The organism is Aquiflexum balticum DSM 16537, from assembly GCF_900176595.1.
Classification (GTDB): domain Bacteria; phylum Bacteroidota; class Bacteroidia; order Cytophagales; family Cyclobacteriaceae; genus Aquiflexum; species Aquiflexum balticum.
In genome coordinates, this window is the sequence record NZ_LT838813.1 from 3940331 (window position 1) to 3964383 (window position 24053).

General features: G+C 41.2%; 19 protein-coding genes and 1 tRNA gene. 2 read left to right on the forward strand and 18 right to left on the reverse strand.

Translation table 11 applies throughout. The features are described from left to right. Nucleotides 1-3: 3 nt before the first annotated feature. From B9A52_RS16560 to B9A52_RS16605, 9 genes are all read right to left on the reverse strand, one after another. Nucleotides 4-3828 (reverse strand): efflux RND transporter permease subunit, encoded by a 3825-nt coding sequence (locus B9A52_RS16560; protein ID WP_084121527.1) that lies wholly within the window; start codon nucleotides 3826-3828, stop codon nucleotides 4-6. A 193-nt stretch (nucleotides 3829-4021) separates the two neighbouring features. Further along, nucleotides 4022-4456: an HYC_CC_PP family protein gene (locus tag B9A52_RS16565; RefSeq protein ID WP_449371666.1), complete on the reverse strand. Its 435-nt coding sequence runs from the start codon at nucleotides 4454-4456 to the stop codon at nucleotides 4022-4024. Nucleotides 4457-4529: 73 nt separating this feature from the next. After that, complete coding sequence (locus tag B9A52_RS16570) at nucleotides 4530-7352, reverse strand: cation-transporting P-type ATPase (RefSeq protein WP_197687234.1); 2823 nt, start codon at nucleotides 7350-7352, stop codon at nucleotides 4530-4532. Nucleotides 7353-7409: 57 nt separating this feature from the next. Then, nucleotides 7410-7952: an AAA family ATPase gene (locus B9A52_RS16575; protein ID WP_084121529.1), complete on the reverse strand. Its 543-nt coding sequence runs from the start codon at nucleotides 7950-7952 to the stop codon at nucleotides 7410-7412. Between the two features lie 560 nt (nucleotides 7953-8512). Beyond that, nucleotides 8513-9898 carry an MBL fold metallo-hydrolase RNA specificity domain-containing protein gene (locus tag B9A52_RS16585; RefSeq protein ID WP_084121531.1) on the reverse strand — a complete coding sequence of 462 codons (1386 nt, stop codon included), beginning with the start codon at nucleotides 9896-9898 and terminating at the stop codon, nucleotides 8513-8515. Next, a complete protein-coding gene (locus B9A52_RS16590) occupies nucleotides 9891-10757 on the reverse strand; it encodes a restriction endonuclease (RefSeq protein ID WP_084121532.1) in 867 nt (288 codons plus the stop codon). Before B9A52_RS16590 ends, B9A52_RS16585 begins: the two co-directional genes overlap by 8 nt. Next, entirely contained in the window at nucleotides 10754-10945 is a 192-nt protein-coding gene (locus B9A52_RS16595) for a hypothetical protein (protein WP_084097266.1), read from the reverse strand. Before B9A52_RS16595 ends, B9A52_RS16590 begins: the two co-directional genes overlap by 4 nt. A 63-nt stretch (nucleotides 10946-11008) precedes the next feature. Next, nucleotides 11009-12307 (reverse strand): hypothetical protein, encoded by a 1299-nt coding sequence (locus B9A52_RS16600; protein ID WP_084121533.1) that lies wholly within the window; start codon nucleotides 12305-12307, stop codon nucleotides 11009-11011. A gap of 171 nt (nucleotides 12308-12478) precedes the next feature. Beyond that, on the reverse strand, nucleotides 12479-12859 hold the full coding sequence (locus tag B9A52_RS16605; RefSeq protein WP_084121534.1) for a hypothetical protein: 381 nt from the start codon (nucleotides 12857-12859) through the stop codon (nucleotides 12479-12481). Nucleotides 12860-13336: 477 nt separating this feature from the next. Here B9A52_RS16605 and B9A52_RS16610 point away from each other — a divergent pair, with 477 nt between their 5' ends. Continuing rightward, nucleotides 13337-15016, forward strand: coding sequence for an alpha-amylase family glycosyl hydrolase (locus B9A52_RS16610; protein WP_084121535.1), 1680 nt, complete (start codon nucleotides 13337-13339; stop codon nucleotides 15014-15016). A 425-nt stretch (nucleotides 15017-15441) separates the two neighbouring features. On the opposite strand, the gene B9A52_RS26200 is transcribed toward B9A52_RS16610, so the two are convergent. From B9A52_RS26200 to B9A52_RS16635, 6 genes are all read right to left on the reverse strand, one after another. Further along, on the reverse strand, nucleotides 15442-15654 hold the full coding sequence (locus tag B9A52_RS26200) for a GDCCVxC domain-containing (seleno)protein (protein WP_084121536.1): 213 nt from the start codon (nucleotides 15652-15654) through the stop codon (nucleotides 15442-15444). A gap of 11 nt (nucleotides 15655-15665) precedes the next feature. Then, the gene (gene merTP / locus B9A52_RS16620; protein ID WP_084121537.1) at nucleotides 15666-16283 is read right to left on the reverse strand and encodes a mercuric transport protein MerTP; all 618 of its coding nucleotides are present in this window, start codon (nucleotides 16281-16283) and stop codon (nucleotides 15666-15668) included. After that, entirely contained in the window at nucleotides 16280-16648 is a 369-nt protein-coding gene (locus B9A52_RS16625; RefSeq protein ID WP_084121538.1) for an ArsR/SmtB family transcription factor, read from the reverse strand. Before B9A52_RS16625 ends, merTP begins: the two co-directional genes overlap by 4 nt. 71 nt (nucleotides 16649-16719) lie before the next feature. Then, nucleotides 16720-17700 (reverse strand): site-specific integrase, encoded by a 981-nt coding sequence (locus B9A52_RS16630; RefSeq protein ID WP_231955266.1) that lies wholly within the window; start codon nucleotides 17698-17700, stop codon nucleotides 16720-16722. A gap of 12 nt (nucleotides 17701-17712) precedes the next feature. Continuing rightward, complete coding sequence (locus B9A52_RS26205) at nucleotides 17713-17967, reverse strand: Arm DNA-binding domain-containing protein (protein WP_231955268.1); 255 nt, start codon at nucleotides 17965-17967, stop codon at nucleotides 17713-17715. Between the two features lie 284 nt (nucleotides 17968-18251). Beyond that, a tRNA-Pro gene (locus tag B9A52_RS16635) sits at nucleotides 18252-18325 on the reverse strand. 362 nt (nucleotides 18326-18687) lie between these two features. On the opposite strand from B9A52_RS16635, the gene B9A52_RS16640 reads away from it, so the two are divergent. Continuing rightward, nucleotides 18688-19620, forward strand: a complete 933-nt coding sequence (locus B9A52_RS16640) for a bifunctional helix-turn-helix transcriptional regulator/GNAT family N-acetyltransferase (RefSeq protein ID WP_084121539.1) — start codon at nucleotides 18688-18690, stop codon at nucleotides 19618-19620. A gap of 26 nt (nucleotides 19621-19646) precedes the next feature. Here B9A52_RS16640 and B9A52_RS16645 read toward each other — a convergent pair whose 3' ends face one another. The 3 genes from B9A52_RS16645 to B9A52_RS16655 form a co-directional block, all read right to left on the reverse strand. After that, nucleotides 19647-21983 carry an outer membrane beta-barrel family protein gene (locus tag B9A52_RS16645; RefSeq protein ID WP_084121540.1) on the reverse strand — a complete coding sequence of 779 codons (2337 nt, stop codon included), beginning with the start codon at nucleotides 21981-21983 and terminating at the stop codon, nucleotides 19647-19649. Between the two features lie 70 nt (nucleotides 21984-22053). Further along, complete coding sequence (locus B9A52_RS16650) at nucleotides 22054-23307, reverse strand: sensor histidine kinase (RefSeq protein ID WP_084121541.1); 1254 nt, start codon at nucleotides 23305-23307, stop codon at nucleotides 22054-22056. Then, entirely contained in the window at nucleotides 23304-23987 is a 684-nt protein-coding gene (locus B9A52_RS16655; RefSeq protein WP_084121542.1) for a response regulator transcription factor, read from the reverse strand. The genes B9A52_RS16650 and B9A52_RS16655 overlap by 4 nt, the downstream gene beginning before the upstream one ends. Nucleotides 23988-24053 lie beyond the last annotated feature (66 nt).

The following is a 24053-nucleotide window of genomic DNA, read 5'->3' on the forward strand; positions in this document are numbered from 1 at the left end:
TTTTTATGATTCCGAAAATACTTCAGGATTGTTTTCCACTCTTCTTTCCCCCCACCAACTATACAAAACAGGTACAATCAAAAGGGTGATTAAGGCAACCACCATTCCCCCGAACGATGGTATCGCCATGGGAATCATGATATCTGAACCCCTGCCTGAAGAAGTGAGTACAGGTAGCAGCGCCAGCAGGGTTGTGGCAGTGGTCATCAGACATGGCCTTACCCTTTTCATACCCGCCTCCAAAACTGCTTTTCGTACCTCTTTGATATTTTTCGGGCTGTGCTTTTCAAAGCTTTGTGTGAGGTAGGTGGCCACCACCACACCATCATCAGTGGCAATCCCGAACAAGGCAATAAAGCCAACCCAGACCGCCACACTCAGGTTGTAGGTTTTCATTTGGAACAATTCCCGCATATTGGTACCAAAGACTGAAAAGTCGAAAAACCAGCCCTGCCCGTAGAGCCAGAGCATCATGAAACCTCCTGCAAAGGCCATTGCGATGGCAGTGAAAACCATCATACTGGTAGCCACAGATTTAAATTGGAAGTACAGGATGAGGAAAATGGCTATCAAACACAGGGGGACTACAATGGCCAGACGTTTTTCTGCGCGGATTTGGTTTTCATAACTGCCCGAAAAAACGTATCGTACCCCGGCCGGAACTGTCAATTCTCCCGAATCTATTTTTTCCTTAAGATACCGCTGGGCATCCTCCACTACCGTCACCTCTGCAAATCCCGCTTTTTTGTCCAACAGCACGTACCCAACCAGAAAACTGTTTTCCCCACGGATCATTTCAGGGCCTGGACGGTAAGTAATATTGGCCAATTGCCCCAGTGGAATGTATGATCCTGTGGGGGTTGGTACCTGCATGGTTTCTATGGAAGAAGGATCATCCCTCCATTCCCGGGCATATCGTACCCTGATAGGGAAACGCTCCCTTCCTTCAACGGTGGTGCTGATTTGCATACCGCCAATGGCTGTTTCCACATAGTCCTGAACGTCACGGATACTCAGGCCATACCTGGCAATCTGTATGCGGTCGATATCAATTTCCAAATAGGGTTTCCCTACAATTCGATCCGCAAAGACAGCCTCCGTCTTAACAGAAGGGACTTCTTTCAGGTATTTTTCCAGTTGAAGTCCAAATCCTTCTATGGTTGCGAGATCTGGCCCATAGACTTTTATACCCATTGGCGCCCGCATTCCGGTTTGCAACATGACCAACCTGGTTTCAATCGGCTGCAGCTTTGGAGATGAAGTTACTCCCGGAATATTGACCACCCCCATAATTTCGCTCCATATATCATCCGGGGTTTTAATATGGTCACGCCATTGACGGAAATACTCTCCATCGGAATCAGGAATGAGCAGCCCGACATCTATTTGCTCCGGAGACATGGTTTCATGGTTGTATACCTCTCCGTTCTTCAGTTCAAAATGCCCATCTCTATTAACTTTAAAGCGAAGTTTAGTCCCATTGATATCAGAAACATATTCACTTTTATAGCTGATGGTGTTTTCAAACATGGAGATTGGGGCCGGATCAATTGCCGTTTCTGCACGACCTGCCTTACCTACTACCATCTCTACTTCGGGAATAGCGGTTACCAGCATATCCAGTTTTTGCAAAACTTCCCGGTTTTCTTCCACACCTGCATGAGGCATTGATGTGGGCATCAACAGGAAGGTGCCTTCATCGAGTGAAGGCATAAATTCCTTGCCCATTGAAGGGAAAGCTTTTGCCATCGCTGACCAGCCAGAACTTTCTCTTATATCCCAGCCCATTTTTTCTGTTGCTTTTGGAATGATGCCAAATACTTTATCGAAACCCATCCATATATTGGCTCCAATTAAAAGAATGATGGCGGGAAGTGTAAAAAACAGTGCTTTATGATCAAGGCACCACATCAGTATTCGGGGATATAGGCGGATGAACAAGGCAAAGCCCCCCAGCACCACTGCAATAATGGTTGCAATAAATAGGAAATTGACTAGCAAACTATTGGAAACACCTAATGGAACCCATTCGACAGTCAGTAGCCAGGCAACCATGGCTACCGTAAAACCGACAAGCATCAGGTTCCGGTGTTTTCCGAATTTTTCCGGAAAATGGTGTAATAATACATTGATTACCCCAAAACCAAAGAGTACCCATCCTGCCCAGTTCCAAACCGTAAATGCTACAATAGGGCCTGTTATTATCAAAAGGTAATTGAAATATTGCCCAAATCGTCCTTTACCTTTTTTCATAGAGAAAATCCAATGGGCAAAAGCGGGCATAATGATGAGCGTAAAAATCAGAGCCGATACCAATGCAAAAGTCTTTGTGTAGGCCAATGGTCCGAAAAGTTTTCCCTCTGCTGCCTGAAGTGTAAAGACAGGTAAAAAACTGACAATGGTAGTGCTTACTGCTGTCAGGATGGCGGAAGCCACCTCTGTTGTAGCGTCATAGACAGTTTTCAGTTTGGATTGGCCATCAGGAGCCTCATCCATGTGACGGAGTATATTTTCATTGAGGATAATGCCCAGGTCAACCATAGTACCTATGGCAATGGCGATACCCGACAAGGCCACAATGTTGGCATCTACCCCAACGTATTTCATGAAAATGAAGCACATCAACACCGCCAGAGGCAACAAAGCGGAAATGAGAATAGAGGCCCTCAGGTTATACAACATCACAATAATGACGATGATCGTAATGAGTATCTGTAAGCTTATTGCCTCGCTAAGTGTACCCAGGGTTTCGTAAATCAAGCCGGAACGGTCATAAAAGGGAACAATAGTAACCTTTGATACCGTACCGTCTTCCAGGGTTTTAGTGGGCAAACCCACGGCTATCTTTTCAATTTCTTCCTTTAAACTATTAATGATTTTAAGCGGATTGTCACCATATCGGGCGATTACCACTCCACCAATAGCTTCGGCACCTGATTTGTCTAGTAAGCCGCTCATATTCCGTGGTTGAGGGCCGATATTGACCTTTGCAATGTCTTTTATGCGAAGCGGTACATTATCCGTGACTTTTACCACTGCCTCGTCCAAATCACTTAGTTTTTTAACATACCCGAGTCCTCTTACAAAATAATCAACCCTGTTGACCTCAATGGTATTGGCACCTACATCGATGTTGCTGTTCCTTACCGCCTGCATCACATCCATGAGGGAAACCCCATGAGCCTTGAGGGCAGCAGGATCGACATCTACCTGATATTCCTTGACATACCCACCTACAGAAGCTACTTCGGCCACTCCTTCCACACTGGTAAGGGCATAGCGGATGTAATAGTCCTGAATAGTGCGCAGTTCGTGTAAGTCCCATCCTCCGGTAGGGTTTCCGTCCTTGTCCCTGCCTTCCAGCGTATACCAATACACCTGGCCTAAGGCGGTGGCATCAGGGCCTAATTTGGGCTGGACACCAACGGGTAAAAGTCCACTTGGTAAAGAGTTAAGTTTTTCCAGTACACGTGAACGGCTCCAGTAAAACTCTATATCTTCATTGAAGATGATATAAATACTGGAAAAGCCGAAGGCTGAACTACTTCGAACGCTTTTTACACCGGGCAAGCCAAGTAGGGAAGTGGTAAGCGGGTAGGTGATCTGATCTTCCACATCCTGTGGAGAACGTCCCATCCATTCAGTGAAAACGATTTGCTGGTTTTCTCCAATATCCGGGATGGCATCAACCGGAACCGGGTCACGTGGGAGGAAACTTGCCTCCCAGTTAAAAGGAGCAGTGACTATGCCCCAGGCTACAATGAGTAGCAATACGAGAACGGTAACGAGCTTATTTTCGAGAAAGAACTTGATTATGGAATTGAGCATTTTAGTATGATTAAAATGAATTTAATGCGAGATGAATCCCTGGAAATGCATCCTGCTGTTCCCCTGTGGGAATAGTGGATGTCCAACATACGGTTTCATTCGGTTTAGATTCCCGACCTTGCTTCCGAAGAACAAGAGGAATTAGCCTTGGCCATAGATCTGCTACGGCAGGGGGGTAAACAGAATGAAAAGCTTAAATAAGGAAGGATTGAACGAGCACAGGTATGTCACGCTCAATCAGAGGGGGGGAATAATTGTTATACGAATAATAATCAACTGCAGGAGCGCTGAAAAGAAAGGATACCACAGCGTAGAAAACTGCGATCATTTGAAAATCAGGAACCGCAACTTTGGACACTTGCGTAAGATCTTCATGACCCTCAATTACTAAAGTCTGGTCTTCACAGCAACCCTTTTTAGTGACCTGCTGACGTTCGCAATCTGGATCATGCTTATCCGTGGCACAAGGTGATTTCTGTGTGACCATTTCACATGGCTCAGCTCCTGAAAAGAATGCAATGTTCTCCAACTGCCCCATGCAAAAGTGCATCCCAAGGGTGAAGCTCGTGGAACTGAGCAGCACCAAGGCTGAAAGCATTATGGCCGATATTTTTCTAAAACGTTGCAATGGTCAAAATTACAAATTATATTTGAAAAGGATAGAAATTTTTACTCAAATATTTGTATTGGCTGAAGGTTTTTTACATGAAGTTGCTCCTTGAGGGGTTAGACCACAAAGATTTCATTGTTCCGTTTTCGGATTTCCTTATAGGAACAATTTTTTTAAAAGGATTAAAATATCCTCCTTTTTCCGAATCATTGTCAAATATCTTTTTTGTTATCATCTTTTCAATTTCAACGATTATGAAAAACAAAAGACCTGCCGCCAGTATCCAGGTTAATTCTCTTGTATGCAATGGCGTGGTATCGAATAAAATGTTCATAAATGGAGTGTAAGTAAAGAATAGCTGAATCAGCACCACAGAGCTAATTGCATAAAATACTTTAGGGTTACTGAAGAAACCTTTACCCAGCACTGGTTCTCTCAAATAGCGACAGTTAAGGAGATAAAATACTTCTCCTGCTACAAGGGTGTTTACTGCAGCTGACCTTGCGTGGCCATAATCGGCACCAAACTGAATCAAAAAATGGTGAACCATTAGAGTGATCGATCCCAATAAAACTGAAACAAACCCTATACGCCAGATAAGAAATCCGTCCAAAATCGGTTCATTGGGTTTACGGGGAGGACGGGTTGTCACATTGGGCTCCCCGGGTTCAAATGCCAGTGCAAACCCAAGTGTAACGGCAGTAACTAAATTAATCCATAAAATTTGGAGTGGGGTAATGGGCATATGTCCTCCTATAAGGACAGATGCCATCATAACAAAACCCTCTGCACCGTTAGTTGGCAGGACAAACAAGATGGATTTTTTAAGATTGTCGTAGATGGAACGTCCTTCAAATACTGCTTTGGCTATAGTTGCAAAATTATCATCCGCTAAGATCATTTCTGCGGAATCCTTGGTTACATCTGTTCCTTTGATCCCCATAGCAATTCCAACATCGGCTCTTTTAAGTGCGGGGGCATCATTGACACCATCACCCGTCATAGCTACTATTTGTCCGTTACTTTGGAGTGCCTTTACAAGTCTGAGCTTGTGTTCAGGCGTTGTGCGGGCAAATACCTGATATTTTTTTGCCACAGCCTCTAATTCTATATCGCTTAATTTTTCAAGTTCCGGTCCACTTATTACATTATCTTCTTTAACAATGTTCAGGCTTTCCCCAATAGCTTTGGCGGTAAGGGTGTGGTCTCCGGTTATCATTTTGACTTCTACCCCTGCCTGATGACATTGTTCAATTGCCTTGATGGCTTCCTGTCGAGGAGGGTCAATCATAGCCACTATCCCCAAAAAATCCATATTAAAAACATCGCTCAATAGAATATTCTTATAATCTAAAGGTACTTTTTTACTTGCTGTTGCTATGATTCTTTTTCCTTCCGAAGCCAAGGATGAAAGTTGCTCCTTCCACCATTCAGGAGAGTTGGTATCGCTTTGACCGATACTGCCGTGGAATACAGACATTTCCAGAACCTTTTCAGGGGCACCCTTTAAATAAATGGTATTGAAATGCTCACCCGGAATTAAAACCGCCATAAACTTTTGGGACGAGTCAAACGGTATTATATCCAACCGTTTGTTGTTTTTAAATCCATAGTAGCCACCCTTGAGAGCAAGTGACAAAAGGGCTGATTCAGTTGGATCTCCGATTATTGACCACTCATCCCCGGATTTGTTGGCTTCCGAAGTACTACAAAGGGCAACACCCTGAAGGAGTTCATCGAATCCATCAGATTCACCCATTGCTACTTTTTTCCCATTGTCGAAAATCTCTCCTACAGGGGAATATCCCACTCCCGTGACCGTGTATTGTTTATTGGCCAATAAAACATCGGTAACTGTCATTTCATTCTTGGTAAGGGTACCTGTTTTATCAGAGCATATCACCGTAACTTCTCCAAGCGTCTCCACTGAAGGAAGTTTTCGGATGATGGCATTTTGCTTGGCCATTTTTAGTACGCCTTTTGCCAGGGTTATCGTCATTAGTACAGGCAATCCTTCCGGTATGAGTGAAACAGCTATACCAACCACTATCAGAAACAGTTCATTCAGTGCATAACCCTGAATAAAATAGCCCAACATAAAAAATATTGCGGAAAGGAAAATAATTGCGATAGCGAGCATTTTACCGAAGCGGTCAAATTTTCTCATTAAAGGGGTGCTAAGGGTTTGCACATTCTCCATCATTTTGCTGATCTGCCCGATTTGAGTATGAACCCCAGTGCAGACCACAATACCTGTACCTATTCCGTTTGTAACCAGCGTTCCCGAATAGGCCATACATTTCCTGTCAGCAGGAAGCGATTCTTCGGGAAATACCTCTGTGGTTTTATTCACAGGTAGAGACTCACCGGTTAAGACAGCTTCTTCAATCTTCATGTTGGTTGCTTCTGTAAGCCTTATGTCTGCCGGAATTTTGTCACCCGCTTTAAGCAGCACAATGTCGCCCGGCACAAGGCTTTCTGCAAGTATAGATTTCGTTTGACTAGAACGGATTACTTTTGCGTGTCCCGGCAACATATTACTTATTCCCCGAATAGCACGTTCGGCTTTGTTTTCCTGAATATATCCGATCACAGCATTGATTAGCTCAACGCCAAAAATGACTCCTGTGACTAGCCAGTTGCCCATTAAGGCTGTAATGACAGCAGCAATCAGCAATATGTAAATCAGCAAATTATCAAAGTGCTTCAGGAATTTCATTACCGGATTGACACCAGATTTTTCAGGTAGTTTATTCCATCCGTATTTCAAGCTTCTTTCTTCTGCGGACTTATCTGTCAGTCCTTCTGGAGAGGTATCCAATCTCCTGTAAATTTCATCCACAGGCAAGCTGTGCCAGTGTACCTGACCTGTAGAATTTGAAGATTTTTCCATTATGTCTTCTTTCGTTTTCATTTTGGACCATCTAAATTTTGTAACCTGCGTTTGCTAATTTTATTCATTGGGTTTAGGTTAAAGGTGTTTGAGGATAAAATCTACTCTTTCTTTAGGAGGCAATACTGGAATATGAACAATAGGGCAGGGAAAAGACTGGTAAACCGCGATGATGAGATTATGTATGCGTATTTGTTCCGCTTCGTCCTCTAACCGTGCGTAGTCATTTGTAAGGGGCAATCGGTCTAATATAAATACATGCTTGTAGCAATACTTATTGCACTGTGCCACCAGTCGCTCGTCATACTCCAAACCCAAGAACTGATAATAAGCCATAGCATCGGGCAAGGCACGGTCTAAAAACACCATTTCGTTTACATCTAAAGTTCCTTCTTCTTCAATCTGCATATTCAGCACACCTAATTGAAATTCTTTTTTGTTTTCTCGTATTTCTTCAACTGTGCGCCCTTTTATTTTTTGGGTATCAATGTAATGCCGTGCATGTTCAATGGTGGTTTTGTAACCTCTTTGGGCAAGCAGGTTTACTACCGTTGTTTTTCCTGTGCAGGGACCTCCTGTAATCACATTCCAATTCGTGATGATTTCTTTGTGTGCTTTCATTATTCAAGTGAGGATTTAAGGATTTGATTTATTTTATAGCATTTATGAAACCGGTCATACTCAATCAATTCATCATCGCTTTTGAATTGCATATCCAAAAGATTATGAAACTTATGATTGTCTGGAAATGATTTTTTAATGTTATTCAGCGTGAGTTCCCGAATGCTGTCTTTAGCCCCATTGCTGAAATAATACTTGGTAACAATAGGACTTCCCTTAATCCCTGAACCGCTTACCACTTTATATAAGAGTATAGCTTCCGCAGGGTTTAACAGTGGGTATTGCTGGTTGTTTGAAAAACGAACAATCGAATTATCACAATATCTGGCAGCAAAAACACTATCTTTTTGAAAAGTATAAACTGTATCGTTGTGCTTTACGGAAATTATTTTGTCCCGAAAAATCAGGTCGGCTGAAATTTTGTGTTTTACAGTTTATTACATAACTGAGGCGGTGATTTGTAAAATCATCTGAAGTGAAGTAGATGCCACTGCTGTCTTTCTGAGAATAAACTGATGTTGTTATCAGCATTAAGCATACATGGATAATGTTTTTTGTTTTCATGTTTTATTTATTTGGAGGTTAATTAATTCGTTTAAGGATGGAATTGCGCATTCCCATTTATAGATTTCTTTTACTTTTTTCCGCAAACCTTCTGCCCCCTCTTTTTCGCTGTGGACTATAAATATTTTCTCGGGCATGGATTTTAATTTGTCCATCCAGTCAATCAATCCGTTTTGGTCTGCATGGCCTGATAAGCCCTCGATGTTTTCAATCGTTGCCTTTACCTGAAAATATTTACCGTAGAGTTTGATTTCTTTTGCTCCTTCCAGTAATGCTCTCCCTCTCGTGCCTTCCGCCTGAAAACCAACCAACAGTATGGTAGCATTTTCATCACTGAGATACTTTGTAAAATAGGTAAGCACCCTGCCGCCTGCCGCCATACCGCTTCCGGCAATAATTATTTTCGGTGAACTATCGGCAGCAAGCGCATGGGTTTCATCCATTGTTTTAATTCTTCTAATCTCACTGCACATTTCGGAACACTCCTCATTTGAAAGTTTATGCCATGAAGTGTTTTTATGAAATACTTCCAACACATTTCTTCCCATGGGACTATCCATATAAATGGGAATGTCTTTCATTCTTCCTGACTTTTTTAATTGCCAAAAAAGATACATGAGCAGTTGAGTGCGCTCAACAGAAAAACTTGGGATAATGATGGTTCCGTTTCTATTGGTGCATCGGTTGATTAATTCCTGTAACGCATCAATTGCCTGACGATTTGGGTGCAGACGGTTACCGTAAGTAGCTTCAATAAAAAGAATATCGGCATGTTCAGGTTTTTCGGGTGGAAATAACAAGGGGTCAATTTCTCTACCTATATCACCTGAAAAAACCAATAACTTATCGCCTATCTGAAGCTCTATAAAAGTTGCGCCAATAATATGACCGTTATACCGAAAACGATAACGTATATTTTCATTGATGTGAAACCATTCATTTAATGGCTTTGATTTCATTAAAGGCAATGTTGCCTCTACATCATCAAGACCATATAAAGGCAGGGCTGGTTTATGTCTTGAATATTTATGCTTGTTAGCCCTTATTGCATCTTCTTCCTGAATTTTTGCACTGTCTTTTAAAATTATTTCGGCAACCTGCAATGTGGGCGATGTGCCAACAATGTTTCCGGTAAATCCCTCTTTAACCAAGCGCGGAAGGTAGCCTGTATGGTCAAGGTGTGCATGGGTAAGTAAAACAACATCAATCTGGGCGGGTGGAAAACTCAATGGTTCCCAATTCAAAAGCCGTAATTCTTTCAAACCTTGAAAAAGTCCACAATCAATAAGGATGTTCTTTCCGAATGCAGTAATAAGATATTTAGAGCCGGTTACTGTTCCGGCTGCTCCGAGAAACTGGATGTTGATTGTATTGTTACTCATTTCTGTTGTTTTTAATGATTATTTTTTCCGAAAAAGTCTCACATAATGCTGAACATTCATCCATTACCTTTTCTAATCTTGGTGAACCGATGCCTATACTTTTCAATACAGTGTGATTGTGGTGAATGGTTTTACATAGCACTATTTTTCTATCTAATAATTGTTGTTTCTCTTTTTGGGTAAGTGTGGTAAGACAGGTTACTGGGTGAAGACCGGAACGGTCAACCCAATCTTTCAATCCCCCATTTTTCGGATGATCCCAACCAATAAGGTTCATCCCCATACATCGTCCGAACTGAGTAGCATCTTCTGAAAAACGGGTATTGGTTACCACCCAGCCTTGATGAAATTTTTCAGCATGACCATCCAACTTTTTCCATTGTTTTTCCACATCCAAAAATCTTGACTGAATGTAAAGTGGAATTTTAACATCGGAGGAATAACCCTGACGGTTGTGGAATTTACATTCAATCATAAAGTGATGTTCGTCTTTTTCGGCAATCACATCTATCTCGTGCTTTACGCAATGCCCTCGAACAATGATACCGACACGGGTAGTATAACCACTGTAATTGAGAAGCTCAGCTACAAATTGCTCGAAGGGGAAACCCGAAGGCCCCAATTCCATAATGGCATGTTTGAGCTTATACCTTGCCGCAACCGGGCCTGGCACATTCTTCAGCAGTTGAAACGCTTTCTTATAAATCTTCCGGGTAGACATTCCATCCACCAGAATGCCGGTTACTTTTGCAACAATTTCATCAGCTTGTTCAGCATTTGCCCCTGACCGTAAAAGAGATTGTTTTAGCTTTCCTTTATTGAAAGGCTCCTGTAATCCCGTTGATTTAGTAATGATCATGGTAATTGATTTTTTCTGTCAATTGATGCATCGTGTGTTTTTCCAAATTTCTCTTTAAACCATCGTTTCAGAGAAATGCCATCCTTCCGGTTAAGCATCCTTAGTGCTTTTTTGAATTCTTTCTTTAGAAGTTGGCTGTCAAAGCTTACTTTCCTGAGTATCTCCTTACTGTACTGTAACCAATTCATTATTGACCTGGTTAAAAATCTATGGAGCCGGACTACATGTCCGACTCCATGATCATTGGACAATCAAAAGCTGATAACAGCTTCCAACGTCACTCCACTAAATTCAGCTCCGGCAAATCTGCCAGTCCATGCCTCGCCATTATAGCTTTGCTTCACATATTCCAATTTGGTCAGGACATTTTTGGAAATAAACCAACCGCCACCAAGATTGAGTCTGCTGATATCCAGGTTTTCAGTGGCACTTTCTCTCATCTTGCCATTTACTGTATTGTACCTTCCACCTATGTAGAACTTTTCATTTGTACCAAACCGATAAAGAAGTTCAGCGGCAAGCTGTGTGAAGCCCCCTTCAGTATCTGATTGGGGCTGGGTAAATTCATTGTTGCCATTGGCCAACTCATATATCCCGAAGAATTCCAGTCCCTTGAATTTGATGAATGGATTGATCTGTAAGGCGGTAAGTTTTGTGAATCTGGCATTGAACCTTCCATCTCTTGGACCTCCTTCAGCAACTCCATTGGCATCAGGTAATGTGTACAATACATTATAATACCTGGTCCCTGCCCTGTCACCACCATATAACCAGGTTCCAGTTGATGTACCATTATTGATATACCAGGAACCTGTTAACCGCACTCTGAAGTCTTCATTAAGTTGCTTGTCAAATCCAAGTTTGCCATAAAATGATGGCTTGTTGTCGGTATTATCGGTAACCGTTACATTTTGATTGAGCTTACCGTTTGTGAGCCCAACTACAGCCAAAAGACCATTTTTTTGAACAGTAATTTCACCAAATGCTTCAGTTGAAAAAGCATCCATAATGTAGTTGCCAACAAAGGGGTTGAAAATACCTCTGGCATTGTCCGTTCTCCTGAAACGTGCGTCCCCATAGTTGAACTCATCTAACCCTATGGTAATACTTGCATATTTCATCACTCCCTCCAGAAACCCAGGTTTAACAAAGTCAAGATTATCCACTCTCATGTATCCACCCTTAATCCATGCTTCGTTGTGTGCTCTGGAAGAAAGATAGGTCCTAAGATGCATGCGAACTCCGTCCAATACCTGGACGTCCAGGTTGAGGTTGGCAGACGGCAAATTGAAGTCTGATCCCAGTTTGGTCAGGTTACCTGCCGTATTGCTTTGCCTAATACCTTGAAACTGCATGGCGAAATCGCCACCAACCCTCACTTTTAATCCATCAAAGATAACTGTATCCTCTTTTGAGGGCTCGAATACATTCAGGCCGTTTTTATCGTTTGGCCTGAAATACTGCAAGCCTGGTTGTTGGGCGTATGTGGTATTGATCACCATCAGTGTCAAGGCAATGAATACCAATTGAATTTTATAAAACGTTTTCATGATTTTAACATTTTGTTGAAAGTCTGTTTAAAGAAACTTGATGATAGTTTTGTCGGATAGATCGTGTCTAATGCTGTTCGAATATCCCGGAACAGCTATATTACACAGAACCATTTCCGACATTGTCCAAAGGTTTCGTACCCAGGCAACTAACTGATATTCAGATGTCAGCTAAAGAAGAAATGACTGGAACAGGATAGAGCGATACCGCCCTGACCAGCCGGGGGGAGCCTTTTTAGGAGTTGTGTAGTTTCTTGACTCGAAAAAATGTGTACAAGGCAAATGGAAAGATGGCTGAGCCATTGCCGCTGGTGAAGAAGCAATGACAGGAATGTCAGAATGAGGTGTCCTGAAATCATCGAGAGAGAAGATGGTTTCCTGATCCTCACAGCCATCACAAGGGTTGCTGTGATCGTCACAGCATGGTTCGTGGTGTTTTAGAAAAAGCTCGAAGCTGATCAGTTCGCCCCCACAAAAGTGCTGAAACACTGCCATCCCTTTGCCAGGGAGAAGCATTGCTATTATAAGGGCGATATGTAAGAAACGCATCATTGATTTAGCTTTTTAAGCCAATTTAAATTTATTATAGGAGTCCTATTCCTCCTTCTTGTTTATTCAAAGGTAAATGACAGGGTCAAGAAATCCATTGATTCAGATCATTGGATAACATGATATAAGTCATTTAATCAACCCCTTTAACCCTTTAATAAAGGCTATTTTGCATTAAGGGAAGGTAGAACAACTTAAAATTTCAAATGAAAATTATTAATCGCCCTTTGTTTAACAATAAAGCATCTGTTCTCCGGAAGATTTAGATAATCTATGCTCTTCATAAATGCTAATCTCGCCTATATTCACTGACAAGGAAATCTTAGGGCTATCAAAATTGGTTTTGAAAATATAATCCCCTGATAAAAATCAATTTTAAGAATGACATGCCTTATGTTATTTAGACAATTATTTGTTTAAATTTCTTTTCAAAATCAATGTTAACTAGGGCCTGTGTTTGTCCTGAATACGCAATTTCTCATGAGATCTATCAACGAAATAAATCTAGAACCAAAGTCAGACAAAAAGTACTGGCAAAATTGTCACCGGGAGTGGCGGGAAGAATTTATCTATTTCCTGCTGGTTGACCGCTTTCATGACAGTCATGATCGTAAACCACAAAACAGCACCGACCGGCAAACAGGTTTTGGCAAGCCTGACGAATTGCAACGTACATGTGGCGGAACCATTCGCGGCATAATTGATCACCTCGATTACATTCATGACCTGGGTTGTACTGCGCTGTGGTTGAGTCCGCTGTTTGAAAATAATCCGCAGTCATACCACGGGTATGCCATTCAGAATTACCTTGAGGTAGATAAACGGTTTGGAACCAAACAAGACCTTGAAGAACTGGTGAACAAGGCCCATGCGCTCGACATGCGCGTGTTCCTGGATATTGTTCTGCATCATTCTGGGGACAACTGGTTCTACCCGGGAGATGAGCCATACTACTATTATAACGGAACCGTATTTCCTTTTGGCGGCTGGCGATACGAAGACCGGCCCGTTCCAACGGAACTGCGAAACCAGGAGTTGTATGCCCGCAGGGGAAGGATTCGAAACTACGATGCCGTGCCCGAAACACGTGACGGAGACTTTATGGACTTAAAGGCTTTTGCCTTGAATGACTCTCCACAATCGTTATGGCTCCAGGAGTTGCTGGTTAAAATTCATTGCTACTGGCTACGCGAAGTGGATGTGGACGGATTCCGGCTTGACGCTGTGAAACACATGAGTGAAATAGCGATCAGTCGTTTTTGCTCATCGGTACGGGAATACGCTTACAAGCTGGGCAAGAAGAATTTTTTCTTTTTTGGTGAGTTAGTAGGCCCGGAGAATTTGTATAATAACTATATCGGGCCCAAGACTCCCGTGGCGGTAAACGACAAAACTATTTATTACGGCCTTAATTCAGTTTTGGATTTTCCATTGCATCACATTCTTCCAGATGTAATATTGGGCAAGGCTTCACCGGAGCGGCTGATCGAGCGCTATGAGTCATTGAGGCAGCATGCCCTTAACCGGGGCGAGTTCGGAGAATTTCTTGTGACTTTTCTCGATAATCACGACCAGGTAGGGCAAGCTATCAAGCACCGTTTTGGAAAAGATGCTAATAATGAACAGATCATTGCCGGAATTGGATTTTTGCTCTGCGCATTGGGTACACCTTGTATCTACTACGGCACCGAACAGGGTTTTGATGGTTCGGGTGAAGGCGATTGGTACGTTCGGGAAGCCATGTTCAGTCTGGAAGATGAAAATACCAATGCTCTAAATAAAGAATCACACCTGTATAAAAGTATCGCACAAATAGCCCGCTTGCGAAAGCGAAGCAAGGTATTAAAATTCGGGCGTATGCAAATCAGGCCGGTCTCTACCGATGGGCTTCATTTCCACTTACCCGAATGCAAAGAATGTTTGCTGGCGTTCTCACGCATCCTCTTTGATGATGAAATTATTGTGGCCTTCAACATATCGTCTACCAAATTTAAAACCGAATACATACAGGTAGAATTGAATGGCAGCAATGGTTTTGAATATCTCTACGGTGATTCCGGAACACTTCCCATTCACAGTACCGAGGACAGGCAAGTCAATTATATCCAATTAAAATTGATACCGCTTCAGTTTGTGATATTACAGAGGCTGCATGGATAGGTTCCAATAAAAAGAGAAACAATGAATCGCGTAAATATTCTCTAAATATGTATAAAACCAGCAAACAAATGATAGTCTTTCATGGAAAAGGTTATTATCCATATGTAAATTTTTGGTGACCAATTAATTCATCCAGTAATGTTGGCTAATTCAAGGCCTTTTGCGAGGTGGTGGAAAGGATCGGTGAAAATGAAAACTGGAATGGGGTTTTTGTAATTGATAAACTGATGCTTTTTATTTTACGGTAAAATAGAAAAAAGGCAATCAATTTTTTTACCGCTTTGTTATTTGACTTTATACACTGCCCCGATTAAACAAATTATTTCTGTGGCATTTTGTGAGAGGGTCCTTGCAGCGGAAATATTTCCAGCATAATAGGCTTCCCGACTTTTATAAATAATCAAAAAGGCCCTATTGTTATATTGTTAACAACAATAGTTTTTACCTCCCTGCTGAACAGGTGGACATGGACTGGTGCCATAACTACAGTAAACACAGCAGTCCCCAGGTTTAGGTTTCAAGATAGTTTTACAATATTCGCATTCATAAAAGTACTGGCATGCATCTGTTGGCATGGTCTCTTCTTTTTGGTGTCCGCACTTTGGGCAGGTGATGGTGGATTCTAAGATGACTTCCATTAGTTTGCTTTTTAATTGGTCACTAAATATCCTGTAGAGTTGATTGCTTTCTCAATTTCCGGAACGCTTGTTTTGGACTTGTCAAACTCAACGATGGCATTCCCCTGTTCGTAAGAAGCAGCTACTCTAAGGATACCACTGATCTTATTTACTTCGTGCTCCACATGCGCTGCACAGCCCTGACAAGTCATTCCTTTGATTCCAAAATTTACGGTCTGTATATCGGTCTTATCAACGATGATCACTTGCTTGTCGGCTTTCGGGTAGAAAATGTGCGCATATAGCGGGAATGTGAGCATCAGGGTAGCAAAAACGGTGATTATCCCCAAAAACTTCTGGGTCTGCCAAAAGTTGGGTTTTATATCTTTTCCGCCAGGCTCGCATGTACAATCAATTTCATCTTTGGCCTTTGGTCTACCATGCCTGCCGGCAGGCAGGAGTTTTTGATACCAAGCAAACCCCAACACTACAACTGTGAGGCTGACAAAAAAAGGTCTTGCAGGATCCAGCCAGGAGAAAGTGGAGGCAATCCCGCTTGCACCGGCCACTAGTGCAAGCACTGGGGTGATGCAGCAAAGTGAACTTAAGAGTGCAGCCATAATACCGCTAGTTAAAAGAGAATTTTTCATAAGGCAGGAATTGTATTTGGGAGATTAAACAAATCGAGCACTGATGAAATGATTCGCTGACTTTGCTCTTCTACTGAATAGAAGATGGTTTGACCGGATTTTTTGGTCGTCACGATTCCCGCATCCTTCAGTTTTTTTAGATGTTGGGAGACGGCCGGCACGGTCATGCCCAGGATGTCTGACAAGTCACATGGGCAAAGTTCATTTTCCTGTTTCAAGAGGTACAGGATTTTGAGGCGAACCGCATTACCTGCCAGATTCAGTACATCGGCCAGTTCTAAAAAGCTTTCTTCTTTGTTTTTCAAGTCTTCTCTGCAGCGACTGATCTGGATGCTATCTGCAAAGACACGGATACATGTATTCATAGTATTTAAGCAATTGCTTAAACAAAGGTAGGGAATGATAGTTATTTAAGCAAGTACTTAAATACAAAGGGCTATTTCGCCCTTCTCATCAATTTTGGTGCTGCTAGTTTCTCTCTTAGATTCTGCATATCCTCACTCACTTTTTTCTCTACCACTTTGGCGTAAACCTGCGTGGTTGTAATTTTGGAGTGACCCAACATCTTGCTAACCGTTTCCAGTGGCACACCATTACAAAGCGTAACTGTAGTAGCAAAAGTATGCCTGGCTAGGTGAAATGTGAGGTTCTTTTCAATTCCGCACAGATCAGCAATTTCTTTCAGGTAAGAGTTCAGCTTTTGGTTAGAAATCATTGGGAATATTGCCCCCCTCTGCACAGCTCTTGGATGGGTTTTGTATTTCTCGATGATTTCCCAAGCTTTGGGAAGGATAGGAACCCTTACCGGCTGGTCGGTCTTCTGGCGGCAGGTAGATAACCAGTATTCCCCATCAATGCCAATGGTAATATTGGATGGGGTAAGGTTCATAGCATCGATGTAGGCCAGTCCGGTATAGCAACTGAACACAAACAAATCTCTTACCCACTGCAGGCGGACAATTTTGAAGTCCTTGTTCTCTACGGCCTCCAGCTCTTCATCATTGAGGAAATCCCGATCCACCCGATGGAATTTGAGCTGGTACTTGTCAAATGGATCCCTGCTTACCCATTCCATTTTCACGGCCATTGTCACCATCTTCCGGAACCTCTCCAGATGCTTCATCACTCCATTGTTGCCAAGCGGCTTCTGGTGGTCTTTGGGTTTATAGTTTCGGAGGTAGAATTCAAAATCGGTGATGAATTTATAAGACAGTTCCGAAAGGAACATGTCGGTAGTACCAAAGCGCTCTTTCAAAAATCGATGGATATACTTCTGAGTGGTGAAGTAGTTTTTCATCGTGCCCCACGCCAGTGTATCCCGCATTGTCTGGTTGTGATAATCCACCAGCTTGCATAAGGTGAAGTCCTTTTGGTCTGTACCCAGGAACATGCTTTTGATGGCATCTACAGTGATCAATCGCTTTTGTACCTACATCTCCTGATAGCATTCCATGATACGGGCCTGAACCTCATCCAAATAATGATTGAGCGATTTGATTTCTTCCCGGCTGCCCTTGGCCATGCCTTTGCTGCCATTCCAGTCGCTTGGTTTGATCCAGCGCTTCAATGATATTTCTACCCTGCGGCCATCAACGGTGACCCTGGCATAGATTGGGAGTAGGCCATCTTTGGCCTTGTTCGTTCTTGTGATGAACTGAACTCCGAAGGTGTTTGTAGTTCTCATGACAATTCAGCTTTTGAGTGTTTGTGTTAAAATGATTCCTCTCGTGGTGAACTGCTTCCACAAGGTCACTCAAACAGACCTAAAACAGTTCAAATTATGCGATGCAACTATCTGTTTTACAGCTATTTGCATCAATCTGGTGAACTAAAATAAACCATTCATTTGGTTCACCGAATAGGTCTCATTTTTGCTGAAATTGTCTAAATCGAACTGATACGTAAAAAATAAAAAAGCCCGCAAATCGTAAGATTTGCAGGCTTTTGAGTTCAGATGAACCTTTGTTGTCGGGGTGGCAGGATTCGAACCTACGACCTCCTGCTCCCAAAGCAGGCGCGATACCGGGCTACGCTACACCCCGAAAACTTCAATAATCAAGAACTCAATCCAGCAGAAAATCTAAATCAACGAATTAAAATTTGCCTTTTTTTAAGTTCTCAAACAACAGAACTTCCTCTGTTTTTTTACCGAGGCTCAAAAGTAGTGATTAAATTGAATTATTATCAAATGGGGATGTAGATTTTTAATTTAAATAATTTTGATAAAACATTTCCGCTTGATAAAGTATCCAATATTTCTCTCCAGATTGAATTATGTTATAGAGAGTTTTGAATGTGTTTGGTCTTCTTGTCTGATTGAATCTGTTTTCTATCTCTTTACAACCCCCGTAATTTTTGGGAAATTATTTAGTTGACAAAAGCAACTTTATTTTTATCTTTGTTCATGACCCATCAATCGGATTTTACAGATACAATCAGAAAATTCAGCAGAACCTACACGGAGTATTTGGGTTTGTTGAATAAAACCATTTTGAACAGTCCCTTGTCCCTGATAGAATCCAGGATAATGTTTGAACTGGATTTAGGGGAATGCACCACGGGCAAAAGCCTTTCAGAGAAGTTACAAGTAGACAAAGGTTACCTTAGTAGAATTATTTCCGGTTTAACAAAAAATGGATTGATTCAGCAAAGAAAAACTTTGCATGATAAAAGGATTAAGTCATTATTTCTTACTGATAAAGGGAAAATGTATTTGGAGCAATTAAACACATCTGCAAATACCCGGATTGAATTCCTGATTTCCCTATTAAATCCTTATGAAAAGAGGAGATTTATTGCCTCCTTAGGACAAGCACAGAATATACTGGCCAAGGCAAATAAAAGGGACGTTTTAGATGGTATTAAAATCCGAAATGATTTTGAACCGGGTGATATAGGTTTTGTCATCCAATCCCATGGTGAATTGTATAAAGAGGAATTTGGGTATGGGTATCATTTTGAACAATATGTCACTGAAGGAATTGTAGAGTTTCTACAATTGCCAAAACCCAATAAAAGCAGGGTTTGGATCTGTGAACACAATGCCTATAAAATGGGCTTCCTCATGCTGTTGGACAGGGGTAATGAGACGGCCCAACTTCGATATTTTTTCATTTATCCTGAATTCAGGGGAAGTGGAATCGGCAATAAACTTATGATCCTTTTTATGGATTATTTGAAAGAAATGAATTTTAAGCATTGCTTTCTTTTGACAACCAATGACCTGGGCTCAGCAGTACATTTGTACAAGAAGCATGGATTTAGGATGGTGGAAGAATCTGAGACCTTGGAATTCGGAAAACAACTGTATATCCAGAAATATGAGCTTGAGATGTGAAAGCTTTAATGGAATAAACCTGTAACCTAGAAATTGAACCTTGCTGATAAAAGAACTATTCTCGTTTCCTGTTTGGAATAAAAATCCTGGGAAAATGAATTGGTCCGCGCAAAGCCTGCAAATCTCCTCGTATCAAATATATCCCGTACACTCAAAGCCAGGCTGCCTTTATTGTTAAAAAGGCTTTTTTGTAGTGTTCCATCTATGAAATATTGTGCCAAGTCACGTCCTTGAGCCTCTATTTCAGGTGATTCATAATTTCCTGCCAATTGAAAATTAAACCCAAAAGGTAACTTAAAGTCCTGGGTTACCTTGACATTCCAAGCAAAGCCGGAATTGGTGAATTCTTCCCCGATGTTGGATCCATCAACCGATATTCTGAACAGGGTAAGACCTCCATTGATGGAATACCATTTACTTACCTCGCCTGTCCCAATTAGTTCCAGACCATAGGATTCGGCAGAAAGGAGATTTTCTGGTTGGGAGTAGGATATACCATCTTCCACTATAGTAATAAAATCAAGTTGGCCATTGACTTTTCTATAAAAAAGATTGGAGGTCAAGCTTGCTTTTTCAAAGTTTGCCATGTGGCCCAGTTCAAATGAATTGATCATCTCAGGCTGTAAGTTGGGATTTCCCCTGCGGACATTCAGACTATCTGTAATATCCGGAAAGGGATTTAGCCTCCAGGCTGTTGGCCTGTCAATCCTCCTGCTGTAACTGAACTTAAGAGAATGTTTTTCATTCACATTGTAAAGGCCTTGCACACTTGGAAAAAGATTGAAATAGTTTTGCTGATTTCGATCACCGGTATTTTGAAGATAGGTATCCACTACGGTCATCTCTCCGCGCAAACCAAGTGAATATTCGAATTTGGATTTTGCAACTGAAATCAAAGCATATCCTGCATAAATCTGATCTTCATATATAAATCTGTTGCTGATAAGTTCATCTTCAACAAATTCATTCTCTGCTTCATTAAATCTGAAATACTGGTAATCGTTGTCGAATTTTCTGAGGATCGATTTCACACCGGTCTCAAACTTCCCATATTGCAGTGGCTTGATATAATCTGCCTGTAAGACTGAGATGTTTCTGATTTCATCAATGTATGCAAGTTCCTGACCTGTAAGGTTTTCAGGTATAGGATTTAAAGTATTATTGAAAATGTCTATTTCCTGAGTTTTGAATTGGTTTCTAAAAGAGTGGCTGGCTGTAGCTCTGAATAGATGTCCTTTATCTTTAAAGTTATGTTCAAAAATCAGCGCGTTATCCAATCCTGTGTCTGTTTCACTTTCATTGTTCCTCCTGACATAATCAAAAGCTTCCGGTTCAGTTCCACCTCTTTCCAGTTCTGCAAAAAGGGTATTGATCTGCCTGTCCAAACTGGACTGGTAAACGCCTTCATAGCTTAGCATGTTGTTTCCAAAGTAATAATCAGCTCCATAGGTCAAATTATGACCTACATTTCGATTGGTGCTTTCAGTATTTTGTTTCAAAGTCTCCTCCTCCTCAAAAAGATTCCGGGTAGAACGACGGTTTCCTACATCTTTCCAATCCCGGAAATTATATCCTACAAAAGTGTTGAGTCTGGCACTTCTATGGTTCATTCTAGCGCCTAGGTTTGTCCTGTTTCGGGTACCATAAGTAGCTTCCAATCCACCGTGTGTACCTAAGTCCTGTCCTTTTTTCAGGATGATGTCTATTACCCCGCCTTCAGCTTCCGCATCATACCTGGCGTTTGGATTATTGATGATTCTGATTTCTTCCACCGCACTGGCCGGCAATTGATCAAGATTTTGGGTTAAGGAGGAGTTACGGCCATTGATCAAAATGTTTGTACCTGTACTTCCCCTCAAGGAAATGGAACCGTCCTCCGATACAATAATTGATGGAGTATTTCTCAAAATATCCAATAATGTTCCACCCACATTGGCCAGGTTATTTTCAGGTGTTATTGTAATTCCTTCCATACTGGACCTAAATGGCAATTTGGAAGTCTGTACCACTACCTCCTCCAGATTTTGGCTATCGCCTGCCAATTTGATTTCACCTAAATCAATTGGTCCATTGATTTCAATTTCTTCAAGAACAAAATCTTTGTAACCCAAAAAGAATGCTTTAAATGTATATTTTCCTTTGGGGACTTCAAGAGAAAAAAGCCCGTTGTCATCAGAATCGGAAAAACTAACAGGTCTGGCCTGATCCTGCGATGAAAATAGTGCAACTTGAACAAACCCCAGCGGTTTATTTGAATCAGATTCCAGAATAGTACCTTTCACCGGATAGGTTTGACCAAATATGTTGGATATGCCCAGGATGATCAGAAAAATAACGGTAAGAAAAAACTTTAAGCGTTTCATTGAATTAGACTCGGTTTGATTGTTTACTTTACAAAAATACCTTTACAATCTGATTCAATTTTGAAGTTGGCTATTTGAAATCAATTGTAGTGGTATGCTTACATTCCTCAGTAGCATAACCAAAACTGAATTGATATGTTTTGCATATTTGATTTACAATTGCTAAACCCAAGCCCACTGATTCCGGTTTATCGCTTTCTTTTTTAAACCTTTCAATCAATTGGCCGGGATCCTGTCGTAGAGAAGGCCCTGAATTTTCGATAGTCATCCGGTGAAAATCAAGCTTAATTTTAATCCAACCTCCTTTAAGATTGTGTTTGATGGCGTTTCCCAACAAATTATTGACCATGATTTCGGCAATAAAGGGATGCATTTTCACCATTACTTTGTCTTTGATTTCTGTTTGAAGCTTCAATTCACTTAAAATGATAAGTTCCGACAACAGTTCTATGTTTTTGATTAGAATTTCGGATAAGTCAATTTCGGAAGGAGGTTCAAATTCTTCATTTTCAAGTTTGGCCAATAAACTTAAAGACCTCACAATCTGATGGATCCGTTCGTTGTTTTGATAAGCAGAGTAAATCAAATGTGCTTGTTCTTCAGTCATTTCCAAATTCATCAGATTTTCCAATTTTCCTCCTACCACAGCAGCAGGGGTTTGGATTTCATGGGATATGTTTTCTGAAAATTCCTTGATCTGCCTGTAATCCTTGAGCAGTTTTTGAGTCATCCTTTCCAAAAATTCATTGAGTTGATTGAACTCCGATACTTTGCTTTCCTGAAAATGTAAGGGTTTGTTGGTCTGAAAATTAAATTGTTGAATCTTTTGTAAGGTTTGCTGGAAAGGTCTCAAAATCCAATTGGAAATAGCCCGGAAAAACAAGCCCAAAAATACCAGTTGGATAAAGAAAACAATCATCATGGTATAAACCACTGTCTCGGTAATGTCCTCTGCTTCAACCACTAAGTTATAATAGGAAATTCTGAAATGCTTGTTTTCTATTTTGAATGACCTGCTCGCTTTCAATTGTTTTTCTTCTCTGCTTAATGGGTCGTGATAGGCTATGGTATCCCGGATACTCAGATCCTCTTCAGAAAATTCATATGGCAATTCTATGATTTCCAATCTTTCATTGACCAAGGCTTCAGGTGGAATTCCCTGACGTATTCTTTCTGCATAAGCTTCTATTTGCCTGTCCAACTCCATTCCCAACTCAAAATTAATTTCAGCACCCAGTTTTCTATAAATGAAAAATCCTCCTATCAGCAGTGCCAACATGATGATGATCAAATAAACAGAGGTAAGGAGGTTTAGAAGTTTCATGTTTGGGGTTCTCCAAATTTATATCCAATACCATAAACAGTAGTGAGGTAATCGTTTCCACCGGCTTCGGATATTTTCTTTCGTAAGTTTTTAATATGCTGATAGATAAAATCAAAACTTGGAAGATTATCGGTGTAATCCCCCCATAAGTGCTGGGCAATAGCATTTTTCCCCAAAACCCTGTTCTTATTGGTGATCAGAAATACCAACAAATCGAATTCTTTTTTTGTCAGGTCCAATGGTTTTCCATGGACGTTGGCTTGCAGATTTTGAAGTTGTATCACAATTTCATTGAAACTTATTTCATCCGAACCACTTAATTTGGATCTTCGATATATAGCTTTTAACCTGGCCAATAGCTCAGACAAATGAAATGGTTTAGGTAAATAATCGTCGGCTCCAAGGTCCAACCCATTGATTTTGTCATCCAAAGAATTTTTGGCCGAAATGATCAGAACGTTGGGTCTGACCTTCAATTTTTTTATTATTTCCAAAAAACTCAGACCATTACCATCCGGCAGCATCAGGTCCAACAAGACACAATCATATTCAAAGGACAGAATTTTATCCTGTGCATCAAAAAGATTGCCTGCTACCTCACAGATAATTCCTGCATGGGAAAGGTATTGAATGATATTTTGGGTCAACTCTCTGTTATCCTCTATCAATAATATCTTCATGGGCAAAATTGCTTGGCAATCGGTTCAAAACTAATTGAATTAATATTCGGCTAAAAATCTGAAGGA